21 protein-coding genes, 1 tRNA gene and 1 pseudogene are annotated in these 23247 nt (G+C 58.7%); 8 read left to right on the top strand and 15 right to left on the bottom strand.

Features of this window, described 5'->3' with window-relative positions:
• The first annotated feature begins 136 nt into the window (after positions 1–136).
• Positions 137–832 (top strand): pirin family protein, encoded by a 696-nt coding sequence (locus CJU81_RS10490; RefSeq protein WP_095036526.1) that lies wholly within the window; start codon positions 137–139, stop codon positions 830–832.
• Between the two features lie 77 nt (positions 833–909).
• Here the strand turns inward: CJU81_RS10490 and punC are convergent, their stop codons facing one another.
• The gene (punC, locus tag CJU81_RS10485) at positions 910–2091 is read right to left on the bottom strand and encodes a purine nucleoside transporter PunC (RefSeq protein WP_095036587.1); all 1182 of its coding nucleotides are present in this window, start codon (positions 2089–2091) and stop codon (positions 910–912) included.
• Positions 2092–2210: 119 nt separating this feature from the next.
• Here punC and punR point away from each other — a divergent pair, with 119 nt between their 5' ends.
• Entirely contained in the window at positions 2211–3170 is a 960-nt protein-coding gene (gene punR / locus CJU81_RS10480) for a DNA-binding transcriptional activator PunR (protein WP_095036525.1), read from the top strand.
• On the opposite strand, the gene CJU81_RS10475 is transcribed toward punR, so the two are convergent.
• Together CJU81_RS10475 and CJU81_RS10470 are read right to left on the bottom strand one after the other, a co-directional pair.
• Complete coding sequence (locus CJU81_RS10475) at positions 3106–3717, bottom strand: LysE family translocator (protein ID WP_095036524.1); 612 nt, start codon at positions 3715–3717, stop codon at positions 3106–3108. The two genes, punR and CJU81_RS10475, sit on opposite strands and share 65 nt — an antisense overlap.
• A 225-nt stretch (positions 3718–3942) precedes the next feature.
• Complete coding sequence (locus CJU81_RS10470; RefSeq protein WP_095036523.1) at positions 3943–4479, bottom strand: DUF4174 domain-containing protein; 537 nt, start codon at positions 4477–4479, stop codon at positions 3943–3945.
• A gap of 226 nt (positions 4480–4705) precedes the next feature.
• Between CJU81_RS10470 and CJU81_RS10465 the strand changes: the two genes are divergently transcribed.
• From CJU81_RS10465 to CJU81_RS10455, 3 genes are all read left to right on the top strand, one after another.
• A complete protein-coding gene (locus tag CJU81_RS10465; RefSeq protein WP_095036522.1) occupies positions 4706–5245 on the top strand; it encodes a DUF3455 domain-containing protein in 540 nt (179 codons plus the stop codon).
• Between the two features lie 77 nt (positions 5246–5322).
• Entirely contained in the window at positions 5323–5889 is a 567-nt protein-coding gene (locus CJU81_RS10460) for a sigma-70 family RNA polymerase sigma factor (protein ID WP_176464823.1), read from the top strand.
• Positions 5886–6608: an anti-sigma factor gene (locus CJU81_RS10455; RefSeq protein ID WP_095036520.1), complete on the top strand. Its 723-nt coding sequence runs from the start codon at positions 5886–5888 to the stop codon at positions 6606–6608. The genes CJU81_RS10460 and CJU81_RS10455 overlap by 4 nt, the downstream gene beginning before the upstream one ends.
• On the opposite strand, the gene CJU81_RS10450 is transcribed toward CJU81_RS10455, so the two are convergent.
• Both CJU81_RS10450 and CJU81_RS10445 read right to left on the bottom strand, forming a co-directional pair.
• On the bottom strand, positions 6595–7179 hold the full coding sequence (locus CJU81_RS10450; RefSeq protein ID WP_095036519.1) for a DedA family protein: 585 nt from the start codon (positions 7177–7179) through the stop codon (positions 6595–6597). The genes CJU81_RS10455 and CJU81_RS10450 overlap by 14 nt on opposite strands.
• A 46-nt stretch (positions 7180–7225) precedes the next feature.
• Entirely contained in the window at positions 7226–8272 is a 1047-nt protein-coding gene (locus CJU81_RS10445; RefSeq protein ID WP_095036518.1) for an EamA family transporter, read from the bottom strand.
• 279 nt (positions 8273–8551) lie between these two features.
• Between CJU81_RS10445 and CJU81_RS10440 the strand changes: the two genes are divergently transcribed.
• Positions 8552–8638: transfer RNA gene (locus CJU81_RS10440), tRNA-Leu, on the top strand.
• Positions 8639–9182: 544 nt separating this feature from the next.
• Here CJU81_RS10440 and CJU81_RS10430 read toward each other — a convergent pair.
• The 3 genes and pseudogenes from CJU81_RS10430 to CJU81_RS23765 form a co-directional block, all read right to left on the bottom strand.
• Positions 9183–10391 (bottom strand): CyaA/EF/ExoY family adenylyl cyclase toxin, encoded by a 1209-nt coding sequence (locus CJU81_RS10430; RefSeq protein ID WP_254924858.1) that lies wholly within the window; start codon positions 10389–10391, stop codon positions 9183–9185.
• Between the two features lie 31 nt (positions 10392–10422).
• A pseudogene (locus CJU81_RS10425) lies at positions 10423–10713 on the bottom strand (transposase); the annotation flags it as partial.
• A gap of 180 nt (positions 10714–10893) precedes the next feature.
• The gene (locus tag CJU81_RS23765) at positions 10894–11304 is read right to left on the bottom strand and encodes a hypothetical protein (protein WP_141232591.1); all 411 of its coding nucleotides are present in this window, start codon (positions 11302–11304) and stop codon (positions 10894–10896) included.
• Between the two features lie 645 nt (positions 11305–11949).
• Between CJU81_RS23765 and CJU81_RS10420 the strand changes: the two genes are divergently transcribed.
• On the top strand, positions 11950–12696 hold the full coding sequence (locus CJU81_RS10420; RefSeq protein WP_095036517.1) for an outer membrane beta-barrel protein: 747 nt from the start codon (positions 11950–11952) through the stop codon (positions 12694–12696).
• Between the two features lie 199 nt (positions 12697–12895).
• On the top strand, positions 12896–13312 hold the full coding sequence (locus CJU81_RS10415; RefSeq protein ID WP_095036516.1) for a hypothetical protein: 417 nt from the start codon (positions 12896–12898) through the stop codon (positions 13310–13312).
• A 356-nt stretch (positions 13313–13668) separates the two neighbouring features.
• Here the strand turns inward: CJU81_RS10415 and CJU81_RS10410 are convergent, their stop codons facing one another.
• From CJU81_RS10410 to CJU81_RS10380, 7 genes are all read right to left on the bottom strand, one after another.
• Positions 13669–15882 carry a TonB-dependent receptor gene (locus tag CJU81_RS10410; RefSeq protein WP_095036515.1) on the bottom strand — a complete coding sequence of 738 codons (2214 nt, stop codon included), beginning with the start codon at positions 15880–15882 and terminating at the stop codon, positions 13669–13671.
• 111 nt (positions 15883–15993) lie between these two features.
• Positions 15994–16980 carry a siderophore ABC transporter substrate-binding protein gene (locus tag CJU81_RS10405; protein ID WP_095036514.1) on the bottom strand — a complete coding sequence of 329 codons (987 nt, stop codon included), beginning with the start codon at positions 16978–16980 and terminating at the stop codon, positions 15994–15996.
• Positions 16981–16991: 11 nt separating this feature from the next.
• A complete protein-coding gene (locus CJU81_RS10400) occupies positions 16992–17753 on the bottom strand; it encodes an iron ABC transporter ATP-binding protein (RefSeq protein ID WP_095036513.1) in 762 nt (253 codons plus the stop codon).
• Positions 17750–18700: an iron chelate uptake ABC transporter family permease subunit gene (locus tag CJU81_RS10395; RefSeq protein ID WP_095036512.1), complete on the bottom strand. Its 951-nt coding sequence runs from the start codon at positions 18698–18700 to the stop codon at positions 17750–17752. The genes CJU81_RS10400 and CJU81_RS10395 overlap by 4 nt, the downstream gene beginning before the upstream one ends.
• The gene (locus tag CJU81_RS10390; protein ID WP_095036585.1) at positions 18697–19638 is read right to left on the bottom strand and encodes an ABC transporter permease; all 942 of its coding nucleotides are present in this window, start codon (positions 19636–19638) and stop codon (positions 18697–18699) included. The genes CJU81_RS10395 and CJU81_RS10390 overlap by 4 nt, the downstream gene beginning before the upstream one ends.
• The gene (locus CJU81_RS10385) at positions 19638–21404 is read right to left on the bottom strand and encodes an ABC transporter ATP-binding protein (protein ID WP_095036511.1); all 1767 of its coding nucleotides are present in this window, start codon (positions 21402–21404) and stop codon (positions 19638–19640) included. Before CJU81_RS10385 ends, CJU81_RS10390 begins: the two co-directional genes overlap by 1 nt.
• A complete protein-coding gene (locus CJU81_RS10380) occupies positions 21398–23185 on the bottom strand; it encodes an ABC transporter ATP-binding protein (RefSeq protein WP_095036510.1) in 1788 nt (595 codons plus the stop codon). Before CJU81_RS10380 ends, CJU81_RS10385 begins: the two co-directional genes overlap by 7 nt.
• Positions 23186–23247 lie beyond the last annotated feature (62 nt).

The raw sequence follows: 23247 nt of genomic DNA, 5'->3' as shown, positions 1-23247 counted from the left end.
TTTAATGCCGCACAAATACATCTATTAAACAGATTGTTTTGACGCATTTTTTCAGCTTTTTATCGATATGTTGCTGATGGAGAATCATCCCATCGCCAACCGGGCAACCCTTGGCACTCTACTCAGGAGAAGCATCATGCTTGAACTCAGACCTTTCAACACACTTGGCGGAGCAAACCACGGCTGGCTGGACGCCCATCACCACTTTTCGTTCGCCGAATACCACGACCCGCAGCGGATGAACTGGGGCAACCTGCGGGTATGGAACGACGACGTGATCGCACCTGGTACCGGTTTCCCCAAGCATCCGCACCGCGATATGGAAATCATCACCTATGTTCGCGAAGGTGCTATCAGCCACGAAGACAATCTGGGCAACAAGGGTCGTACCGAAGCGGGCGATGTGCAGGTAATGAGCGCAGGTACCGGGATTGCCCACAGCGAATACAACCTGGAGCCGACACCGACCAGGATCTTCCAGATCTGGATCATACCCAATCAGCAAGGGGATGCTCCGTCCTGGGGGGCCAAGCCTTTCCCCAAAGGCCAGCGCGAGGGCTTTGTGACCCTGGCCAGCGGCAAGGAGGGTGACCTTGAAAGCCTGCGCATTCGTGCCGATGCGCGACTGGTGGCGGCCAACCTTAAAGCCGGGGAAACCGCCGAGTACTGTCTGGACAGCGGTCGGCGCGCCTATCTGGTGCCTGCCACCGGGTTGATCGAGGTTAATGGTCTACGGGCCAGCGCACGGGATGGTGTGGCCGTTGTCGATGAGACCGTGCTACGGGTTACGGCAATTGAAGACAGCGAGATTGTGCTGGTGGATGTGGCCTGATTCGCCTGTTGTGCCACCCAATCGTTTTGCAGCACGCGCCTGATGGGTATTAGGCGCGTCATGGGAGGTCTATTAATTCAAGACGCCGCCAACACCTCGGCATTCACCTTGCGCCGCTGAATCAAATACCCCAGCACCGCAAGCGGCGCCGTAGCCAGCATCACTTGAACCGTGATTTGCAGCGGCTGGCTGATAAAGGTCGACACCAGCAAACTGCCCAAAAAGCACAGCCCAAGCTGCAAGGTGTTCTGCAAGCCTGCGGCCTTGCCGGAGTTTTCCGAAAACGGTTTCAATGCACTCGCTACAACAATCGGATAGCTCGCACCGTTGACCAGCGCCATGAGACAAAATGGTATCAGCAAGGTGGTCAGCGTCGGCACGGTCTGGGTCGCAACCACATACAAGCCAACCATGCTCGCGCAGTACGCCACCAGCAACCAGGGCAACAGCGCTCGTCCGCTGATCCGCTGCAGCGCGCTGCGACAGCTGTAGCCACCCACCATAAATGCAACAGTAGGCAACGCGTAGCTCAAGCCGATATCGCTCGGGCTATGGCCCATATCACCCAAAATAAAGGGTGAGGCCGTCAACCAGGCAAAAAAGCTGGCCGAGCACGCGGCGAAGATCATCACGTTGCCACTGAAAGTTGCAGTGCTCAGCAGTTGCCAGTAACTCACCCTGGCCTTGACGGCCCTGGATGCTGCGCGAGGGGGTTCCTTGAGCAGCAGCGTCGGAACGATCAGCAGCACCGCCAAACCCAGCAACACCGCAAAAATCGCCTGCCAACCCAGATGACCCAGCACCACGGCCCCCAGCAAAGGAGCCAGCGCCGGTGACAGGCCCATCAGCGGCATGATCCCGGCAAATACACGGTTGGCCTTGTCAGCAGGGTATCGGTCGATGACCAGCGCCTGCCAGGTCACCGCCGCCGCGCAAATGCCGATGGCCTGAATAAACCGCAGGCTCAGCAGCAGCACACTGTCCTGAACCCAGAACATGCCCACGCAACCCAGGGCAAACAGCGACAACCCTGCCAACAACACCGGCTTGCGCCCCAGGCGATCCGACAACGGCCCCCAGAGCAACTGGCCCAAGGCGAACCCGGCCAGAAAGATGCTCAGGCTCGCGCCCACGGCACCGGCCGAAAGCCCAAGCTCACTGCGCAACGCGCCGAATGCCGGCAAATACATATCCATTGCCAGATAGCCCAGCATGCTGAGCCCTGCGAGATAACAGGTAAAACCAAAAGAGTTTTTCATGTGCACCCAAAAACTTGCCATCAAACAATTTGTTGACTGCCGAGCATTATCCAGCTGAGGATTTGCTTGTGAAGCGATAATAATTGCCAACTGGCATCGAATTTTTTGAAGGCAAACCTATGTGGTCTGAATACTCCCTGGATGTGATTGATGCAGTAGCTCGCCACGGCAGTTTCAGTGGCGCAGCCCAGGAACTGCACCGCGTACCCTCCGCTGTCAGTTACACCGTGCGCCAACTGGAGCAATGGCTGGCAGTGCCACTGTTTGTCCGCCGTCACAGGGATGTGGAGCTCACGCCTGCCGGTCAGATGTTTGTCCAGGAAGCCCGCAGCGTCATGAAAAAAATGCTCGGCACCCGCCGCCTCTGCCAGCAGGTGGCCAATGGCTGGAGTGGCCAGCTACGTGTGGCCGTGGATTCAATCATCAAAAAACCGCGCTGCCAGCAAATGCTTATCGACTTCTATCGGCATTTCCCCGATGTAGAGCTGATTGTTCAGTACGAGGTGTACAACGGTGTATGGGACGCCCTGGTGGACGGGCGCACCGACCTGGTGATAGGTGCCACCCGAGCGGTACCGGTGGCAGGAAGTTTTGCTTTTCGCGACATGGGTTTTCTGCACTGGCTGTGCGTCGCCAGCCCACTGCATCCGCTGGCATCCATTGCCGGATTGCTGAGTGATGAGCATCTGCGCCCCTACCCCGCACTGTGCATGGATGACACCTCACGCAGCCTGCCCAAGCGGGACACCTGGACCCTGGATAACCAGCGCCGCATGATGGTGCCCGACTGGGCATCGGGGCTGGCCTGTTTGAGCAACGGTCTGTGTGTCGGCATGGTGCCCGCCCATCTGGCCCAGCCCCTGATCGACCAGGGCCAACTGCTTGCGCTGAACCTGCAGCGGCCCTTTCCTGCCAGCCCTTCGTGCATTGCCTGGGCACAGAAAAATCATTCCCCGGCAATGACCTGGCTATTGGAGTACCTGGGTGACACCGCAACTCTGAGCCAGGAATGGCTCAATGAACATCAAACAGAATCGGATACAGCGACACCACCAGCAGAATCGCCATCGTCAGATTGAATGCCAGCAGCCACTTGGGCCGGGTCAGCACATTGCGCAACGCACTGCCGCAACCTGCCCACACGCAAACACTGGGCAAGTTGATGATGGCGAAGACCAGGGCAATGATAAAAACGTTGACGATATAACCCTGGGACGGCGTGTAAGTGGTGATAGCACCAATGGCCATCACCCAGGCCTTGGGATTGACCCATTGAAACGCCGCTGCGCCCCAGAAGCCCAAAGGTTTGCCCCGGGCTGCGTCCGACTCGGACACCGGCCCCGAAGTGGCGACTTTCCACGCCAGATACAGTAAGTACGCCGCCCCCAAATAACGCAAAACGGTGTAGGCCATGGGCACGGCCTTGAATACACCCCCCAGCCCCAATCCAACCGCAAGCACCAGGAACATAAAGCCGAAGCTGATGCCCAGAGCATGGGGGATGGTGCGCCTGAAGCCAAAGTTGACCCCAGATGCCAGGAGCATGGTGTTATTCGGGCCGGGGGTGATGGAGGAAACGAAGGCAAAGAGCGCGAAGGCAGAGATCAGTTCAAGGGAGAACGGCATAAGGTTATCCGACAGTCAGGGAGCAGTAGCACCACCCTATCGGATTACCCAGCTGGCATTGCGCTACAGATGGGCACTATTTTCACCACACACATTGGCAGTGGTTTGCGTTTTGACGACAAGGTTTTCACGTCACTTTCACATTAATGCGCCTAGATTGGATCCACTCCTTTAGTGAATCCCATTTAGGCCCGCTCCCCCAGCGGGCCTTTTTTTGGCTGGTGCTCAGTCGTCCAGGGCCTGAACCGCTTTTGCCGGTTTGGCTGGTTTAACCGATTTGCCAGCGGCGACGCCCTTCGCCGGGGGTTCCACGGCAACCGGTGCCTGGGTTTGCTGTTCGGCAACGGGCAAGGCATCAATGGTTTTAAACAGCTCGGCCAGGTCAACATCACCCACCGTCTCGACTTTCTTTTCACCATCCTTGCCGATCAGGATCACTTTGGCCTTGTCGATGATCATCCCCGGTTTGAGCCCGCGAATCAGCGACATGGTGCTCTGGGGTTCAAGGTCCTTGCCATCACGTTTGCCGGTAATGCCCACGATCGTATAAAGCACCATGTTGCGCTGCTCAAAAGCCTGCTTGTTGGCCGGCTCTTCAAGGGCTTTCTTGAGATTGACCAGGGTGGGGTCGGCGTCTGCACGGGCAACGATAACCAGCGGACGCAACTTGCCGCGATCCTGTTCAAGTGGATTGGGAACTTCAACGGCCTGCACGGTGCCAGCAACCAGCACAGTGGCAAGGATCAATAAACGGATAAACATCCAGATCTCCTTTTACTATCGGACCGGCTTCGCGAGCGTGTTACCAATGCCTTGAAACCCTTGGCGTTGAGCTTGTATTTCAGAGCTTAGGCCAAGGGATCAGTCACGCAACCGGGTTCCCGGACTTTGCCTTTCATGTTTATTTTTTGCAACTGCATCCAAATCCTCCTCCTGGGGGTAGTACCTGTAACAGCAGCGCGCTGTTATCCCATCAGGAGAAAGCAACATGAACGCAAAAACCTTGATCAGCCATGCCAGCCTGACACTTGCCGCCGCGATGATGATGACAGCCACCGGCGCCTGGGCACAGTCGAATTTGCCCGAAAACATTAGAGTTCCCGATGGCCACAAGATGGCGATGACGACAGTTGGTGTAGGTGAAATAACTTATGAATGTAAAGAAAAAGCCAATTCAGCAGGCGAAATGGAGTGGTTTTTTGTAGGCCCAAAGGCACAACTCAATGACACAAATGGTAAACAAGTAGGTACCTACTTTGGCCCTCCCGCGACCTGGCAAGCCCTGGACGGTTCCAGAGTCACAGGCACCCAGCTCGCAGTAGCTCCAGCCGGGGCTGGCAACCTGCCCTATCAACTGGTCAAGGCCAATCCGGCAGAGGGCAAAGGCGCCATGAACGGTGTGAGTTACATCCAGCGTGTGGCACTCAAGGGCGGTGCGGCACCTGCCAGCGCCTGCACTGCCGCCAACAATGGCCAGCGACAAATAGTGCCGTACCAGGCCGATTACATTTTCTGGGCCAGCCGCTAATGCGCTACATCGTCTACGCTGCTTCGATGGAGTCCGGGCAATGACCGGAGATGTCCCATCTGCAACGGCGGAACACTGTGACGCTACCTGAGCCAATTTTCGACTATGAAGCCTGCCTGCTGGCCTGCGCCCGCGGCGAGCAGCAGGCGCTTGTGGCCCTGTATGCCCAGGAAAGTGCCCGTTTGCTGGGGGTAGCCAAGCGCATTGCCCGCGACAGCGCACTGGCTGAAGACATCGTGCATGACGCCTTTATCAAAATCTGGCTGCGCGCCTCCAGCTTCGACCCCGGGCGCGGTTCTGCACGAGGCTGGATCTTCAGCCTGACCCGGCATATGGCCCTGAACGCTATGCGTGAAACTCGCCTGGAAATTCAAGTCAGCGAAAACAGCGAGCTGGCATTGCAACCCCTGGCCACACTCGATGGTCGCCTCCAGACGCAGGACCCATTGCACTGGCCAGACGGCTGCGAGCGCATATACGGCTGTCTTGAGCAACTCGACCCGGCCCGGCGCTCCTGCATTGTGCATGCCTATGTTGACGGCTATACCCATGCAGAAATCGCAAACAAACTGGACACCCCTCTGGGCACCGTAAAAGCCTGGATCAAACGCAGCCTGAGCGCCTTGCGCGAGTGCATGGGATGACTTCTACACCTGACAATAGCGACCCGGCCGATCTCGATGCCCTGGCGGGCGAATACGTGCTGGGCACGCTCAATGGGCTACAACGGCGTGCGCTTGAGCAACGCCTGCCCCATGAGCCCGATCTTCAGGCCGCAGTCGATCGCTGGGAAGCGCGACTGCTGCCCCTCAACGACCTTGCCCCGGCGCAACAGCCCTCAGAGCGACTGTGGCCGCGAATCGAGCGCAGCCTGAACGCCTTGAATGTCCCAGCCCCGCCAACACAGGCCAGTACCCGTTGGTGGAACCTTCTGCCGTTGTGGCGCGGCCTGACGGCCGCAGGCCTGGCTGCAACGCTGGCACTGGGCACGGCGTTGTGGTCCGCGACACCTGCCATCTCACCGCCCGCCTATGTGGTGGTTCTGGTGGCACCACAAAGTCAGACGCCAGGTTGGGTCATCCAGGCCAACGATCGTGAACATATCCAGCTGATCCCGCTTGGCGTCGCGCAAGTGCCTAGCGACAAGGCCCTGGAGTTCTGGACCAAGGGCGACGACTGGGCCGGCCCGGTATCCCTGGGGCTGGTCAAACCGGGGCAAGTATTGTCGCTGCCATTGGACCGCCTGCCGCCGCTGGCGTCCGATCAACTTTTTGAGCTGACCCTGGAAGGTCCCAACGGTTCGACAACAGGCAAGCCGACAGGACCGATCCAGTTTATCGGCCGTGCTGTCAAAGTGATTTAACGGCTTTGGTTTTCGCCCTGTAGTGACGGGCAACAGCCACCGCCACCATCAATGCGACCACGCCCAGGGCGATCGGCAAGCGATAGGGCTTGAGGTCGCCCAGCACGCCTTCGAGAAACTCCCCGGCCCAATATCCGCCACTGGCAAACAGCGTTGCCCAGACGGCCGCGCCCAAGGCATTGATGCAGAGAAACTTCAACGGCGAAACCTTGCTTGCACCGATCACCATGGGCCCGATCAGGCGCATGCCATACAAAAACCGCACTGAAAAAATCGACACCGTCGGATACTGGCCAATCAGTTGCGTCACCCGATCAATAGCGGCCTGCTGCCTGTGCAGGCGCGACAACAGGCGAGCACCGAAATAACGCCCGAGCCAAAACAGCAACTGATCACCCAGCATGCCCGCCAGGCTGGCATAACCAATCACCGGCAACAGCTTGAGTACATGCTGGTGTGCCGCCATGCCCCCGAGGATCAGGATGGTTTCACCTTCGAGCAAACAGCCGATAAAAATGGCCAGGTAGCCATAAGTTGCCAGCAGGTAATTGAAGTCGATGTGTTCAAACATGCGCGATCCATAGCTCCATTGAAATCAGGGTGTAAAACGTAATGACTCAGTGCCGGTGGCGATGATGGATATCCGGGAAATGCGGATGGTTATGGCTGATCACAGGATGCTGATGTGCATGGCTGTGAGCCTTGCCCGCCGGTATATCCCCGGCATGATCATGCTGGTGATGCTCATCGTGGGTATGGCGATGGGAGTGCTCCAGCGGCTGATGCACATGCTCATGCTCATGGCGTTCGGTAAGATGCAGCCAGACCCCGACAATCATGCAGGCCGCCGCCAGCCAGAACAGCAGCGATACCGACTCGCCCAACACCACAATGGAAATCGCCGCCCCCAGAAAAGGCGCCGTTGAAAAGTATGCCCCGGTGCGCGCGGCCCCCAGGCCACGTAACGCCAGGACAAAAAGGACCAGGCTCACACCGTAGCCTAAAAAACCGATCAGCAGGCTCGGGCTCAGCACCCCAAGCGCTGGGACCTTCGCCCCCAGAGCCAATGCAATCGTACAGTTTACCAGCCCCGCGAACAGGCCCTTGGCGCCCGCGATATACAGGGCATCAGAAGCAGACACCTTGCGCGTCAGATTGTTATCGACCGCCCAACAGAAACAGGCAAACGCCACCGCCAACGGCCCGAGCCAGGACAGTGACACTGCCGCAGATGCCCCGGAAGGCCAGGACAACACCACGCCGCCAGCAATGATGGCCAACATCCCCAGCACGATTCGCCGGTCTGCGTTTTCCTTGAACACCAGCCAGGCCAGTAGCGCAGTGAGCACCGGTTCAAGATTCAACATCAGCGAAGCCGTTGCACCGCTGGTGAGGCTCAAACCGAACATCAAGGCCACAGGCCCCAGGATCCCGCCAAACACAATCGCCCCGAGCAGCCAGGGCCATTCACCGGCACCCAGGCCCGAGCGCTTCCAGCCCCGATCGCGGGCACAGCGTACCAACAACAGCCCCAGGCCACTGCCCAGGTACAACAGCCCGGCCAGCATCACCGGCGATACCTCGGTGCCCAGCACCTTGGCCAGTGGCGTACTGGCCCCGAACAGCGCTGCCGCCGCCAATGCGTAAATCACACTTGTATTCATCAAGGCCACTCATGTCCCAGCTGTGCAAGCAGCCTAGCCTACTCGTGAATACGCGCAGGAGCAGCGCTGCAAATGCCCCAACAAACCCGGCCTGATGCATATACCTATGATTTTTCGACGGTTTTATCCAACTGCAGAGTAAAAAAATGTACACAAATGGACGTTATCGACCTTGCCTCATGGGCGCAGGCTCTATATATTCGTCCACCTGTTACGCAGGCTCTTGAGTACTTTGCTTGTTAAAGCACCTTCCTTCGTGACCCGCTTTATAGCGCTACCGCCCGAATGGCGAAATTGGTAGACGCATGGGACTTAAAATCCCCCGTTCGTAAGGACGTGCCGGTTCGATTCCGGCTTCGGGCACCAAACAAATCAAGGGCTTGCATGAGATTCTTCGTGCAGGCCCTTTGTTTTTTGCACCGCAAAAATTCAGACCGCTCCGCAATTCCCGATTTTAGCCCCTCCCCCTGGCGTCCTGCCAACATACCAAAATTCAAGGCACCCCGACCGCAGCCAAACCCCAGGCACCTCCGTTCAGAGTCTCTTCCCAAGCGTCCACCTCGATTAAACAGTTGCGCATCTGGGCCTCTTGGCTGATTTCGGTCAGCAGATCATGTACCGTTTTATCCAGTGTCTCATCGTTACGATATGGAATACTCAGCTCATAGTTGCCCCACTTCGGTGGCTTCATGCCATAGGGTTCAGGCTTTTTTTGGGGGGGCAAGGGAACAAAACCAACTTCTTATCCAAGGGACTTTTTGAATATATTTCCCGTTACTCGCTGTCAGTTGCAGCCCCTGTCTGAAAGACCATACGTGGTCACTTGCAACATAATTTGTCACGCCCAAGTCTTAAAATACGGGCCGAGCCTCACAGAATGTCCGCTATGTGGATCAGCCCGGGCCTGTTGTCAGATGCGATTGAGCAACCTCTGAAAGTTTGTGAAATCCGAGCGTCTGACGCTAGTTATTTCTGGCTCCCATAACGGGTTGAGCGGAATGTAGTATCCGCTGTTTTTCGCTTGCTGGACCAGTGCGGTCATTTGCTGAAGGTTCTCGATCACACAGATTTCATCAAATTTCTCCAGCTTGGTAGGCAAAAAGAACGTGGCAGGGTAGTTGGCAGTGGCTTCGCTGGCCGGACTACCTGAATCCGCGTTGTGATGAACCACCCGTTCCCCCTCGCCGACCAAGGCCGCATTGATTACAGGAATCATTGCGGCAATACGGCTCGTGGCATTGCCAATATCAGGGTCTTCCTTGTGGTAAAAGCTGCTGGCGCTTGCATAGTCTTCGCGCAGTTCGATTGCCAAGTTCCTGGGGCGCGAGTGCGTTGCCCGGTCGGTGTATCCGTTGATGCGAGCTTTGAATACATCGTGCGCGATATCCGGGACCGGCAGATTATCTTGCGGCCCCAGGTCGCTGATATGTGGTCCGACCAGATGCAAGTCATAGTCGGCCGTCAGTGCCTTGCCCTCCGGCGTTTTCGCAAGGACTTCCAGCGGCTGTCCTTGATGGTTAATTTGGTACAGGCCAGCGACCACACCGGGTGCGGGGATGGCTTCGAACTTGTAAAATACTCCGCTGGGCGCTTTTGCGCTGAAGCTGATTCTCCCCTGCGCATCCGCAGAATGCATGTCCGTGATGAGATCACCGGCCAGCAGCGTGCGCATGCGTTCGCGGGAAATTGCCAGCGGAACGGCAACGGCATGACCGCCTTCGATGCATTGACGATTCTTCCCGTTGAATTTCTCGATACGCGCCGGGTCGGATGTCAGGCAGCATTCCAGTTTGCTGAAAGCCTGATCGACACAGATCATCCCGGATTGGGGCCCCCAGTTGGCGCTCTTGCCTTTGATATGGAAGTCTTTGGTTGGGTGGCCATCTTCAATCAGCCCGGTCGCCACGGCTTCAACCGGACGGATACCAATAATGCAGTTTTTCTCTTTCGCGACGTTCTGCAAGGGCATTAAGTGGCTGGCAGCAATGCCTGTCCGATGTTGAACGTTTTCAATGACCTGCAACAGGTCTGGTGCAATGACGCGTCGATCTATTTGGCCCTCTAATGCCCGAAGGCTGGCGCCACAGGGTTGAATACAATGGAGCATAAAGATGTTCATTCCTGACTCCTTAATTTTACAAATACCAACGTTAGGTTCTGTACGAAAAGTCATGTCGTAAACATCCCATGGTGCAGGCCAGCGAGACCATCACCGCATAACTTTTCGCGAGCTTGTCGAAGCGCATAACGATACGGCGGTTCTCTATCCGCCAGCCAAACATACGCTCGATGATATTGCGCTGTCGGTGCTTGGGGCGATCAAACAGTCTCGGTAAGCCCGGCCTGTGTTTGAGCTTCATGCTGCACAAAGGAATCACCGACCACATCCGATACCGGTCGCAGTAACGACGCAACGCTTCGGCGTCATAGCCTTTGTCCGCTCTGTTAGTGACCTCCGCTGCAGCGAGGTTCATAAAAGATGTCTGCAACCAAATCCCAGGCTGCGTCGGGAAGTTCGTACCGTTTGGCCACCGTGGGTTGCTGCCTTAAATGATCGCGGACTTTACTGAATCTCGGTGTTTATGGGTTTCAAATTGGTTTTGGCTGATTTCGTACAGAACCTAGATGTATTTGCTCACACGAACTACATCAACCAAGTCAGCCTTCTTATTTCTGTGTTTCCCGGGATTCCATGAAGAACCTAAAACATGCGGACAACATCCCCCCAGATCCACCCCGCATGGCCAGTCGCACTGACTGGCGGGAACATCGTCAAATGGCCAACCAAAATCCCCCTTCTCAAATTCACCACCCTCGACAAACACCCTGTTGTCCAGTGATTGCATCACGGTACTCAGCAGCTTGTCGCGAGCTTCAGTAGAGCGTTTTGGGTATTTCTGCTCAATAGTCATTGCGATTTCAGCGACTCTATCAGGCGGGAGCTTCTGGCTGATGGGCAGAGCGGCTGATTGCGCTGTACAGCCTGCCAGCAGCAGTAAAGTGCAAAGAGGGAGTAAAGTTTGTGTTGCCACTGGAATGTCCTTACCCCTGAAAACCGGGGCTTAAAAAGCTACCATTGTTTGGCTACGCCTCATAAATCAAAACCAGTTTCCACGTGCTACAAACAAACAAGACATATTATAAACACTTGACCATTATTCGATGATGTAGCCGCATCATCGCTGGGCTTTTACGACTGAGCAAAATATCAGTGACAATTGACCAGTCAATTACTCCTGATACCGTTCGCAAATTGGCATCAAATTCATCCAGCGATGCAGATGCGATACATTGCCCAATGCACTATTGCAACTAACAAAGACATCAACTGAGCGAAATCATTGAGTTAAGCCTGGCATTCAATTCCGGCTTAGGGCACTAAATAAATCAATGACTTGCATAAGATTCTTCATGCAAGCTTTTTGATTTTTGTCCTGCAAAAATTCTGACCGCAGTACAATTCTGTTTTTTATCCCCTTCTGCAGCCAACACACACCCAACATAATTCAGAGCAAGCACAGCGGCTTCAGGACAGAAAAAGACTACTGCAGGCCGGCAGAATCAAAACTTGATTCGAGGCAGATTTTAGCTTTTTATGGGTTGTTTCTGAACTTTTCAGGGCCGTTATATCTAAACGCTCGTAAACATTTTTATCAACGTCATGGAGACATTCGCTAATGCTTACTGCAAAACTGCTGCGTCACACCTGTGCTCTGGCGCTGCTCAGCGCACCACTGGCAGTGATGGCCGCCCCTAGCACCGACCCACTCTTCACCATCGGTCTACTGGGTTCTTACAGCAATTTCAAGTTCGAAGGCGGTCGAGAGTCCGATAAGGAACATATGGGCCAGGGCGGTGTGTTCGCCAACTTTGGCAACAAGATGACCGAAGAATCGGGCTTCATCTACCAGATCGGTGGTGAAGCCAAATACAGCAAAAAAAATGACAACAAGCTCAAGGAAGCCCAAGCCGATCTCGACCTTGGCTGGCGCGCCGCACTGGATGCGCGCAACTTCGTCGACGTGATCGTCGGTGGTGGTTACAGCTGGACCCGTTTTGAGCCTGAGATCAATGATCTGGACACAACACTGACCCTGAAATCACCATTTGCCAAGGCAGCACTGGGCTACAACCACCAGTTCGACACCTCTACCCTGCGCGTGGAGGTGGGTGCCCGTCGCTCAATCGATGGGCGCGCACGCCTGAAGGTCGACGACTTCGGCAGCGATAGCGTCGACATGAAAGACCGCACCAACCCGTACGCAGAAGTTTCGCTGCTGATGAACCAGAAGGGTTCCATGCCGATCAATGCGGGGGTGTACTACACCCGTACGGAGTACAAAATCGACGGGGACTCGCCGGTTGCCGACAATACCAAACTCAAGCGTGACGAGTTCGGCGTGAAGGTCGGCCTGGCGTTCTGATCCCAACTGGCAGGCCCCTTCAATTGTAGGGGCCTGCATCGGTTGGACCGATAAGCACGGCAGGCAACAGGCTCTAGCAAAAGAGAAGGCGCCATACCGTTATCGAACTTAATGCCCGATAACCCGTCAAATCCAGTACAGGCAGGATTGTTACCCTCCTGCATACGTCTCTTTATCCTTTTCGATTGAGGTTAATGACATGCGAATTACATTACCCGCCCTGGTGCTGGGCATCGTGATCTCGCAGGGAGCAATGGCCGCTGGCGATGGATCTGCCGCTGTCGGAGGTGGTGTTGGCGGTGCTCTAGGCAATATTGTCGGTCAACAGCTGGGCGGCTCTTCGGGAGCAGCCATCGGCGCAGGTGTCGGCGCCGCCGCAGGCAGTGCAGTGGGGGCGCCCAGAGGCAGTAAAACCGAAGCCGCCATCGGTGGCGGAGTCGGTGGTGCTGGCGGCTCGCTTATCGGCGGTAAACTGGGCGGTTCCACCGGCTCGACCATTGGTGCCGGGCTGGGTGGTGCCGCTGGTGGTGCAGTCGGCAATAACCTTGGCGACGACGGCCACAGACACAGCTCGGGCGGCAAGGGTAAGCACAAGCACAAAAACAAGCACCGTTGACTAGCCAGCAGTCAATGGTCAAGAGCCCGACTTAGTGTCGGGCTTTTTTTTTGTGCAATCCATAATTTACCCTGCTGAAACCGGCCCTCTGAAACGCAACCTGCACCGACCCGGGGACTAGCGCGACACGACCTGACAGATCAAACAATCGCTCAGAAGAACAGCTCATGGAAACCTCATTGGTGTGGCCGGGATGGCCCTGTGCCCGAGCGCGATTCTTGTGCCGCTAGGGTCGATTCACTACGCCCGGTCAGACGATGAAACCAGGGGCCAGGGTCTGATCATCAGGGAGCAGGCAAGAGCCCTGGCCTGAGCTTTTAGCGGCACGCTGCCAGAAGCTCAGGCCCCCATCCTCCCTAGAAATCAACCGAAGCTGACAACTCGACCGTGCGCGGCGCACCCAGGCCCAAGCTGGACAACAGCGGTGTGCCCCAATAGGCCTTGTTGGTGACGTTGGTCACGCCGGCACGTAACGTCACCGGACGGCTGGCAAAACGGGTGCTGTAGCGTGTGCCCAGGTCGTAAACGGTGTAGCCAGGTATAGATTGCGCGTTGTCGGCGCTGATGTATTGCCTGGATACCGAGGTGGCGTTGGCCGTGAGCGTCAGGCCTTCGACCACCGGGGTGTCCCATTCCACACCCAGCTTGCCCTGCAGCTTGGGCTGGCCGATGGCGGTCTTGCCCTCGTTGGTGCCGCCTTGGGCTTTGGTGATCTTGGGGTCAACATGGGCCACGCCGCCCATCAGGCGTACGTTGTGCAGCGGCGAGCCGAAAAAGCCCCACTCGACACCACGGTTACGCTGCTCGCCGCCAAAGGAAAAGATATTGGTGTCCGGGTCCAGGTAGCTGCTGGGACGGGTGATTTCATACAGGCTCAGGGTGTGGGTGAAGTCGCCGAGGTCGACTTTGATGCCCACTTCCTTCTGCTTGGATTTGTAGGGGGCGAACACGTCACCGAAGTTTTTCGCCGTCATCGGGGCTGCTGCGCCCTCGCTCAGGCCTTCGATGTAGTTGGCATACACCGACACCTGATCGGTGATTTTGACCAGCAATGCCGCCGCCGGCGTGGTGGCGCCTTCGTCATAGCGGTTGGTGCGTGCCCCCGTGGACGTGCTGAAGCTGTCGGTGAGCACTTGCTGGCGACGCACGCCAAGGGTCAATTGCACCTGGTCTTCGAGCACTGACAGGGTATCGGCCAGGCCATAGCTGGTCAGGCGGCTCTCGGTGTGGGCAATGTACGGGAAGCTCTTGGCCGCAGCCGGCCCCCACTGCGGGTGGTAGATGTTGGTGATCCAGTCCGCACCCGGCACCGAACGGCGCCCGTAGTCCTTTTGTGTGTCGCCGTAGTGCGTGGCATTGAGGGTCCACTGATGCTTGATTGCGCCAGTCTGCAGGTTACCCTTGAGGCCGACTTCGCCGGAGGTTTTCTCCAGGTCCATTTTCAGTTGGCCCATGGAGGTCTCGAAGTCGCCCGCGTCGTTGAATACCTTGGCCAGCATGGTGCCGCTGTACTCATAGTGAGTCGTGCTCATGCCATAGGCGGCATAGGCCATCAGGTTGTCGCTCAGGTCGAACTCACCGCGTACGATCGCCCCGCGGTCTGTGGTCTGCACATAGGCCCAGTCAGGATTGAGCAGGGTATTGGCCTTGGGCGGTTTGGGCACAGCCACGCCTGAAGCCAGGTTGATGCCGCGGTTCTGCCCGCGCACACCGTCTTCACTCTGATACAGGTCGGCAGACAGGCGTACGCGCTCACCACGCCAGTCCAGGCCCAGGGACGTCAGCTCGGCTTTCTGGCGCTGATGGTTGATTGCGCCGTCACCGTCACGGTACACACCGTTGAAGCGCACGCCGAACTGCTGGTCTTCACCGAAGCGCCGGCCCACATCGAGATGGCCACCGAACTGCGCATCGGACATGTAGGTGCCCGTCAGCTGGGTCAGCGGCTCGTCGCCCGCGCGCTTGGGCACCAGGTTGACCGCCCCGCCTACCGAACCACCCGGCGGCATGCCATTGAGCAGGGCCGACGGGCCTTTGAGCACTTCGATGCGCTCATACATTTCCGGGGAAATCCGGTAATACGGAGCCACACCAAATAACCCGCCCATCATCACGTCGCTGATATTGCTGGCGAAGCCACGGATCGAATAGTTCTCGCTGAAGGTTCCGGTCAGGCCGTTGCTGAACACCGAGGGATCGGTCGCGGCAATCACCTGGGTGATGTTCTGCGCCTGACGATCAGCAATGTACTGCTCCGTGTAGCTGATGGTGCTGAACGGGGTTTCCATAAAGTCCTTGTTGCCCAGCAGGCCAACCCGACTGCCATAGGCCACCTGCCCGCCTGCATAGCTGGGCGGCAAATCAGCCGGTGTGGCCATGTGGCCCTCAACCATCGTGGCAGGCAGGGTTGATGCGCTCTGGTCCTGCTCGTCGGTCGTGCTCCCGGCATGGGCTGCCAGGCTCGTCATGGCCAGGGACAGCAACACCGCATGTACCGCCGCGGCAGTACGATTCAAGGCAAAAACTGCGCGCGGTGGCGCAATGCGAGTTTGAAAATGACAGTTACTCACGCGATGACTCCGTTAGGCTGAGAGGGATGATTTTTATTAATCTGAATCTAAGAAATGGCTTTAATGAGAATCACTAAGTCCTTGTGGCGACCTGGCAAAGCCCGCCAGGCGTTAGCCCTGATAGCCCTTGATGACGTCATCGATAATTTGCTTCAGGGCGCTCGGACTGGCGCCGGTGACGTACCAAGCCTGGGCATCGACCACGATCACCCGGCCGTTTTTCCAGGCATTGGTCTGGCGCAACAACGGGTTGCCCATGCTCTCGATAGCCACTGCCGGGCGGTGTTCCATCACAGCCGTGCGGTCCACGACGTAGATGATGTCGGGGTTGGCCTGCTGGATAAATTCGCTGGAAACCGGTTGGCCATGCAGCCCCGCTTCTGCCGTCGGGCTGGCGGGTTTGACCCCCAGGCCGGTGAAGATAAAGCCGTAGCGCGACTGCACGCCGAAGGAGCTGAACGCACCGTTGTTATGCAGCACCACCAGGGCTCGTTCGGGGCGCTCGCGGGTGATACCTCGCGCTTGCTCGACCCTGGCGTCCAGTGCCCGGGCTTTCTGCTCCGCTAGCACCGATTTGCCGAAAATCTGCCCCAGGGTCAGCAGGTGCTGCCTGATCACCTCGATATGGCGGGTCTCGCTGTCGCGGTAATCGACATCGAAATGAACGGTCGCGGCCATCTCGCTCAAGGCTTGATAGTGGTTGGCCTGCAGCGAAGTGATAAGGATCAGGTCCGGCCTGGCGGCATATACCCGCTCCAGATTGGGCTGCACAATCGAACCGAGATCCACGACGCTTGGTGCATCCCGATAGCGGGCAAGGAAGTGCGGGATAAAGTCCTTGGGCATGCCCGCCACCGGGATACCCAGTTGATCGAGGAAGTCCACCTCGTTCATGTCCAGCGCAACCACCCGCTGCGGTGCACGCTCGATCACCGTGGTGCCCAACTGGTGCTGCACCGTCACCGGCGCATAAGACGTTTGCGTCGCAGTGGCCACCCGTGGCGGTTGTGCCGGTTTGTCATTGCAGCCCTGCAGCGCCACGGCTGCGCCGAGCAGCAGGGCCAGCGGCCACAACCGGTATGTGTGATGGATCATCATTTCGCGTCTCTTTAGGGGTTGAAGTAATTGCACAGGCTCCCGCGAGGGCTGTGGGTGATCTCGAAATCGAGGCCGTAAAGTTCGCCCAGCCGCGCTTCGGTGATCACCTCGTCAACGCTGCCGGCGAACTGCACCGCGCCCGCCTTCATCGCCACGAAGTGGTCGCAGTAGCTGGCGGCGAAGTTAATGTCATGGACCACCAGAATCACCGTGCGCCCCTGTTCGTCGCACAGTCGGCGCAGCGCCCGCATGATCTGTACGGCGTGCTTGATGTCGAGGTTGTTGAGTGGTTCATCGAGCAGCAGGCAATCGGTTTGCTGGGCGATGGTCATTGCCAGGAACGCCATCTGCCGCTGCCCGCCGCTGAGTTCGTCGAGGTAGGCATGGCGTAGCCCCTGCAATGACAAAAAAGCGATGGCCTCGTCGATCTGTCGTTGATCTTCGCGGGTCAGCACGCCACGGCTGTAAGGAAAGCGGCCGAAGGCAACCAGTTCTTCAACCGTGAGGCGCAGGTTGAAGTCCGGTGACTGGCGCAAAGTGGCCACGCGCCTGGCGTAATCACCCACCGCAATGCTGGCAACTGCATGCCCCTCGAGGCGCACTTCACCGGCCGTGGGCTCCGTCAGCCGCGCGATCATCATCAACAGCGAGGTTTTACCCGCGCCATTGGGGCCTATCAACGCCGTCAGCCGGCGGGCCGGAAAACTCGCGTCGACACCACGTAGCACGGTGTTGTTGCCATAGATTTTATGGATGTCATGGACAGTAATCATGGTGCTCCTCGAGTGCGCACCATCAGCACCAGGAAATACCCGCCGCACACCAGGTTGACGAGGATGCCGACGGTGGTTTTGTAGTTGAAGACATGCTCGACCAGCAGTTGCGCGGCGATAAAAATACCGATGGCAATCACGCTGCCCAGCGCCAGCGTGGCCCTGTGCCTGAAGGTTGGGGCCAGCGCATAGGTGATATTCGCGACGAAGATGCCCATGAACGCGGTGGGCCCGAGCAGGCTGGTAGACACCGCCACCAGGGTCGCAATCAGCGCCAGGTGCAGACGCACGTTGCGGCGATAATCGACCCCCAGGGAAATCGCCTGGTCACGCCCCAGCGCCAGCACATCGAGGGTTGCCAGGGCTCTGCTGCCCGCCAGGCACACTGCACCCGCCACCAGCCCCGCCAACAGCAACTGCTGCGGTTGGGCGCGGTTGAACGAGGCCAGGCTGAAGCCCTGCAGGACCGAAAACTCGCCGGGGCTGACCTTGAGCTGGACAAACTGGGTGAAGGTGCCGATCACCATCGTCAGTACCAGCCCGATCAGCAGCAGGAAATACACGTTGTTCTTGCCGTTGCGCAGCAGGTAGCGATGGATAAGCCACGAGTAACCCAGCAACAGCAGCACTGACACCAGGAAGTTGCCGTTACTGCCCAGCAACACCACGCTGCCGGTGCCCAGCAACAACACCAGCATGGCTTGCAACAGCAGGTAAACGGCCTCGTAGCCCATGATCGCCGGGGTCAGTATCCGGTTGCCGGTGAGGGTCTGGAATATGATCGAAGACCACGCGATGCACACCCCGCCAATCACCATGGCCGTCAGCCGGGCGATCCGCTTGGGGATCACATAGTCAAAGTCCATGCCCGAGCGCAGGAACATGAAGGTCAGCGCCAGGGCCATCACCAGCACCCATACCCCATGCCGGGGTTGCAGGCGCCTCATCGGTGCCTCCAGATGATCAGCACCAGGAACAGCACACCGCCCACGCTGCCTGCCATCAGGCCGATGGGCACTTCGAACGGGTAGATCAGCAGCCGCCCGAGGATGTCGCACACCAGCAACATTGCTGCACCACCCAGCGCAACGATGGGCAGCGTGCGGCCCAGGTGGTCGCCGTAACGCAGCGCCACCAGGTTGGGAATGACCAGCCCGACAAAAGGAATCGCCCCCACCGTAATGACGCTGGCAGACACCGTCACAGCCACCAGCAGCAAGCCCAGGGCCACGGTTGCCGAATAGTTCAGGCCCAGGCTCGTGGCCATGCCCTCACCCATGCCCACCACGGTAAAACGGTGGGCATACAGATACGTCAGAGCAACAATCGGCAAGATCAGGTAGATGATCTCGTAGTTGCCCTGCACCACCCTGGAGAAATCCCCCAGCAGCCAGCCCTGCATGCTTTGCATGATGTTGTGCTGGTAGGCATAGAACTCGGCAATGGCGCTCAGCACGCCGCCATACATCAGGCCGATAACCGGCACCAGCACCGTGCTCTTGAAGCGGATACGGCGGATGATCAGGACAAATATCAGCCCCGAGGCGAAGCAAAATACCAGCGCAAACAGCATGCGCCCTGTGGTGCTGGCCCCGGGTACCAGTGCCAGCGATACGAGGATGCCAAGCTTGGCCGCGTCCAGTCCGCCCGAGGTGCCGGGCTCGACGAACTTGTTGCGCACGATGTGCTGCAGGATCACCCCGCACACCGCCAGGCCAACCCCGGTCAGCACCAGTGCCGCCAGGCGCGGCAAGCGGCTGGCCGTGAGCGTCAGCCAGGCATCGCCCGACATCGACAACAGCTGCGACCACTGCAGTTGCCGGGCCCCCACCAGCAATGAGGCGGCGCAGAGCATGGCAAACAACCCCAGCCATCGTGCCCGCATCATTGCAGCTCGCTGGCGCACGCATGCGCGACCCGCCAGCCCTTGGCAGCCCGGCGCTGTTCAAGAAACTGTGCGTAACGCCCATTGGCGCACAACAATGCAGCGGGCGTGCCCTGCTCGATCACACGGCCGTTATCCAGCACCACGATCCGGTCGGCCATCGATACCGTAGACAGCTGATGCGCAATCACTACCAGTGTGCGCTGCCCGCGCAACCTGGCCAGGGTCTGGGCGATCACTTGCTGGTTCTCGGCATCCAGCGCCGCAGTGGCTTCATCCACCAGCACAATGGCCGCATCCTTGATCAGTGCGCGGGCAATCGCGATACGCTGGCGCTCACCGCCCGACAGCCGTGCACCGCCCTCGCCCACCGGCGTGTCGAGGCCTTGCGGTAAACGCCCGAGCAGCTCGCCGAGCCCGGCCTGCTGCGCCGCAGCGAGGATTTCTGCAGCGCTGGCAGCAGGTTTGCCGATTCGAATGTTGTCGGCAATGCTGCCCTGAAACAGGTAACTGTCCTGGAATATCTGACTGATCTGACCCGCCAGGTGGCTGCCGGACATGTGACGCACATCCACCCCACCGACCAGCACACTGCCTTCGCGGGCATCAAAAAACCGCGCGATCAGCCTTACCAGTGTGGTCTTGCCCGAGCCCGATGCACCGACCAGTGCGGTCATGCTGCCCGGTTCAATACGCAGGCTGACGTCATGCAACACATCGGGCTGATCGGGTGCATAAGCCATGCTCACATTGCGCAGCTCAATCGAGCCATCCCGTGGCGGCTGCGGCTGCTCCGGCTCCGGCAAGGCCGCAACGGCAAGAATGGCCTGCACGGCATCAAGCTGGCCGCTGGCACTGCGCAGGATCTCGGCATAACTGGCCACGTCCAGCAACGGCTCGATATAGCGGCTGCTCAACAGCAGCGCAACGATCAGCGCAATCACCGCAGCGTGATCCAGCGTGCTGCCCAGCAGGCCGTTGAGCCACAGGGCGGCGGCGATCAGCAGGGCCGCAAAAATCACCTGCACGACCCAGGCATTGAGCACCACCGACAGTGATGACTGGTAGATCAGGCGCAGCCCGGACGTGCGCTGACGCTCAATCGCCTGCTCCAGCAACTGCGTGCCGCCACCCTCACCATTGAACGCGCGCAATACCGATTGCGCCTGGGCAAATTCGACCATGCGCTGGCTGGCATCAGCGAAGTGCCGGTGGAACGCCCGGTCAGTACGCTGCCCCAGGCGCGCACTCAACAGCAGCGCCACCGCCAGTACCGGCAGCCCCAGCAGCGCAATCAGCCCCAGTGGCCAATGCACGGCAAACAGCGCGACGACGATCACCAGGGGCGTCACCGCACCAGTGATCACCGGAGTAAACACGTGCGCCGGCAACTGCGCCACCGCCATCATGCCCTGGGTAATCACATGCCCCAGTTGGCCGGTGTTCTGCGCGCTAAACCAGCCCAGAGGCAGGCGCGCCACATGGTCGCCGATGCGCTGGCGTGCACCCTGCAAAATAGCCACGCCCACCGCCACACCGGCGCGCTCCACCCGGCGCCGGCAGGTCCAGCACACAGCCATGCCAGCCAGCGTCAACAGCAGCCACAACGCCGCGCCGCGCACATCACCGGCGAGCAAATGCCCCAGCACCGGCACCAGCGTGGTGAGGGTCAGCCCGCTGAGCAGGGCATAAAACACCGCCATGCAGACATAACGATGCAACACCGGCACATCGTCGCCCAACAGTTGTACAAGGGGCTTCAGCATGACGGCACCGCCTGTTCTTCAGAATGCTGGTAATCGCCCTGCGCCCACAAGCGGGCATAGAGCCCCTTGCGGGCAAGCAATTCGGTGTGGGAGCCCTGTTCGAAGACAGTGCCGTTGTCGAGCACGATGATCTGGTCGGCATGCATCACGGTGTCGAGCCGGTGTGCGATGACCAGCAAGGTGCGGCCTGCGGCAAAGCGCGAGAGCGCATCCTGGATGGCCACCTCACTTTCGGCATCGGCCGCCGCCGTGGCTTCGTCAAGCACCAGTACCGGAGGATCAAGCAAGACGGCGCGGGCAATGCTGACCCGTTGCAACTCACCGCCGGAAAACTGCGCATCCTCACCCACCACCGAGTCATAGCCGCGGGGCAAGGCAACAATGCGCGCGTGGATATTGGCAGTGCGTGCAGCGTCCTCAATCTGCTGGCGGGTGGCCGACGGTCTGCCCAGGGCAATGTTGTCGTGCACACTGGCGTGGATCAGCCGCACCTCCTGCAGAACGAAGCCGATATGCCGGTACAGGGTGGCCGTCTCAATCTGACGCAGATCCACGCCACCCAGGGTGATGCGCCCTTGCGTCGGGTCAAAAAAACGCAGCAGCAGGCGCGCCAGGGTTGACTTGCCCGCACCTGAGCACCCCACCACCGCTGTGGTCGTGCCGGGTTTGAGCACCAGGTTGATATCCGCCAGCCCCCGGCCCGCGCTTTCATAGCAGTAGCTAACGTGCTCAAAACGAATTTCGCTGCCCCGGGGCGTCTGCTGCATGCCCGCTGCCGGTTGCTCCAGTACCGGCGTATCGAGCAGGGCCTGAACACGCCGGGCCGCGCCCACAGCATTGTTAAGGTCATGGGTGATGTAGTGCAGCAACAGCAAGGGGCCGCACAAGCCCGGGGTCACCAGGGCGAACGGCAGCACATCCAGCGGGGCCAGCCAGCCCAGCGCAACGAACAAAGTGCCGAACGTCAGCACACCGCCCAGCACCGCGACCGGCGCAATCATTGCGTTGGCATTGGCCATCGATCCCACCAGCGGTCGGGTGAAACCGACAAAAGCCCGGGCGAAAGCATCAACGGCCTCACGGTAACTGGCGTGTGCCTTGCCGACAGCCCCGAACGACTTCACCACCGGGATGCCATTGACGAACTCGACCACGGCATTGTCGATACGCCCCATGCCCTCGACAAACGCCTGCATGTTGCTCTCGCTGGCCTTCATGGCCCGGGTGAAAAACAGGAAGAACCCCGGGAACGGCAGGATCGAGACAATTGCCATGCGCCAGTCCATCGCAAACAGGTAGACCAGCGAAAGCACAATGGCGCCGACCGCTCGCCCCACCGTGGTGTAGAAATGCGCCGTCAGGCTGTGCAGGGTATTGATGTCATCCTGTATCGCCTGCTTGACCTCGCCCGATGCCCGGCTGGTGAACCAGCCCAAAGGCACGCGGCTCAGACGCTGCACGATGGCCAGGCGCAGGTGATGGGTGATGCGGTTATCCGCCAGATGGGCCAGCAGCTCCCCGGCGGATATCAGCAGCATGCCCGCGCACAGGCTAGCCACGCCGGCGCCTACTGCCCACCACACCTCATGAGCAGTGAGTGCGTTGTCACCCATAACCCGCCCGGCGACATGCGCAATACCTGCCAGCGGCACCAGCGTCAGCATGGCGCCAACGCCTGCGAGCAACGCGGCAATCAGCAGCCGCCCACGAATCGGGTCAAGTACCTGGCTGACAGGGCCACGCATCTTGGGTTTGGCCGCAGCCGTGTGAGGAGTTCCCATGCAAATCCAGCATCCGCAATTTCAAAGGAAAGGAATGCCTCAGGCATTCCAGTTAGGCGCAA

The organism is Pseudomonas fragi (assembly GCF_002269505.1).
Classification (GTDB): Bacteria; Pseudomonadota; Gammaproteobacteria; order Pseudomonadales; family Pseudomonadaceae; genus Aquipseudomonas; species Aquipseudomonas fragi_D.
This window is presented reverse-complemented; position numbering and strand designations above follow the sequence as displayed.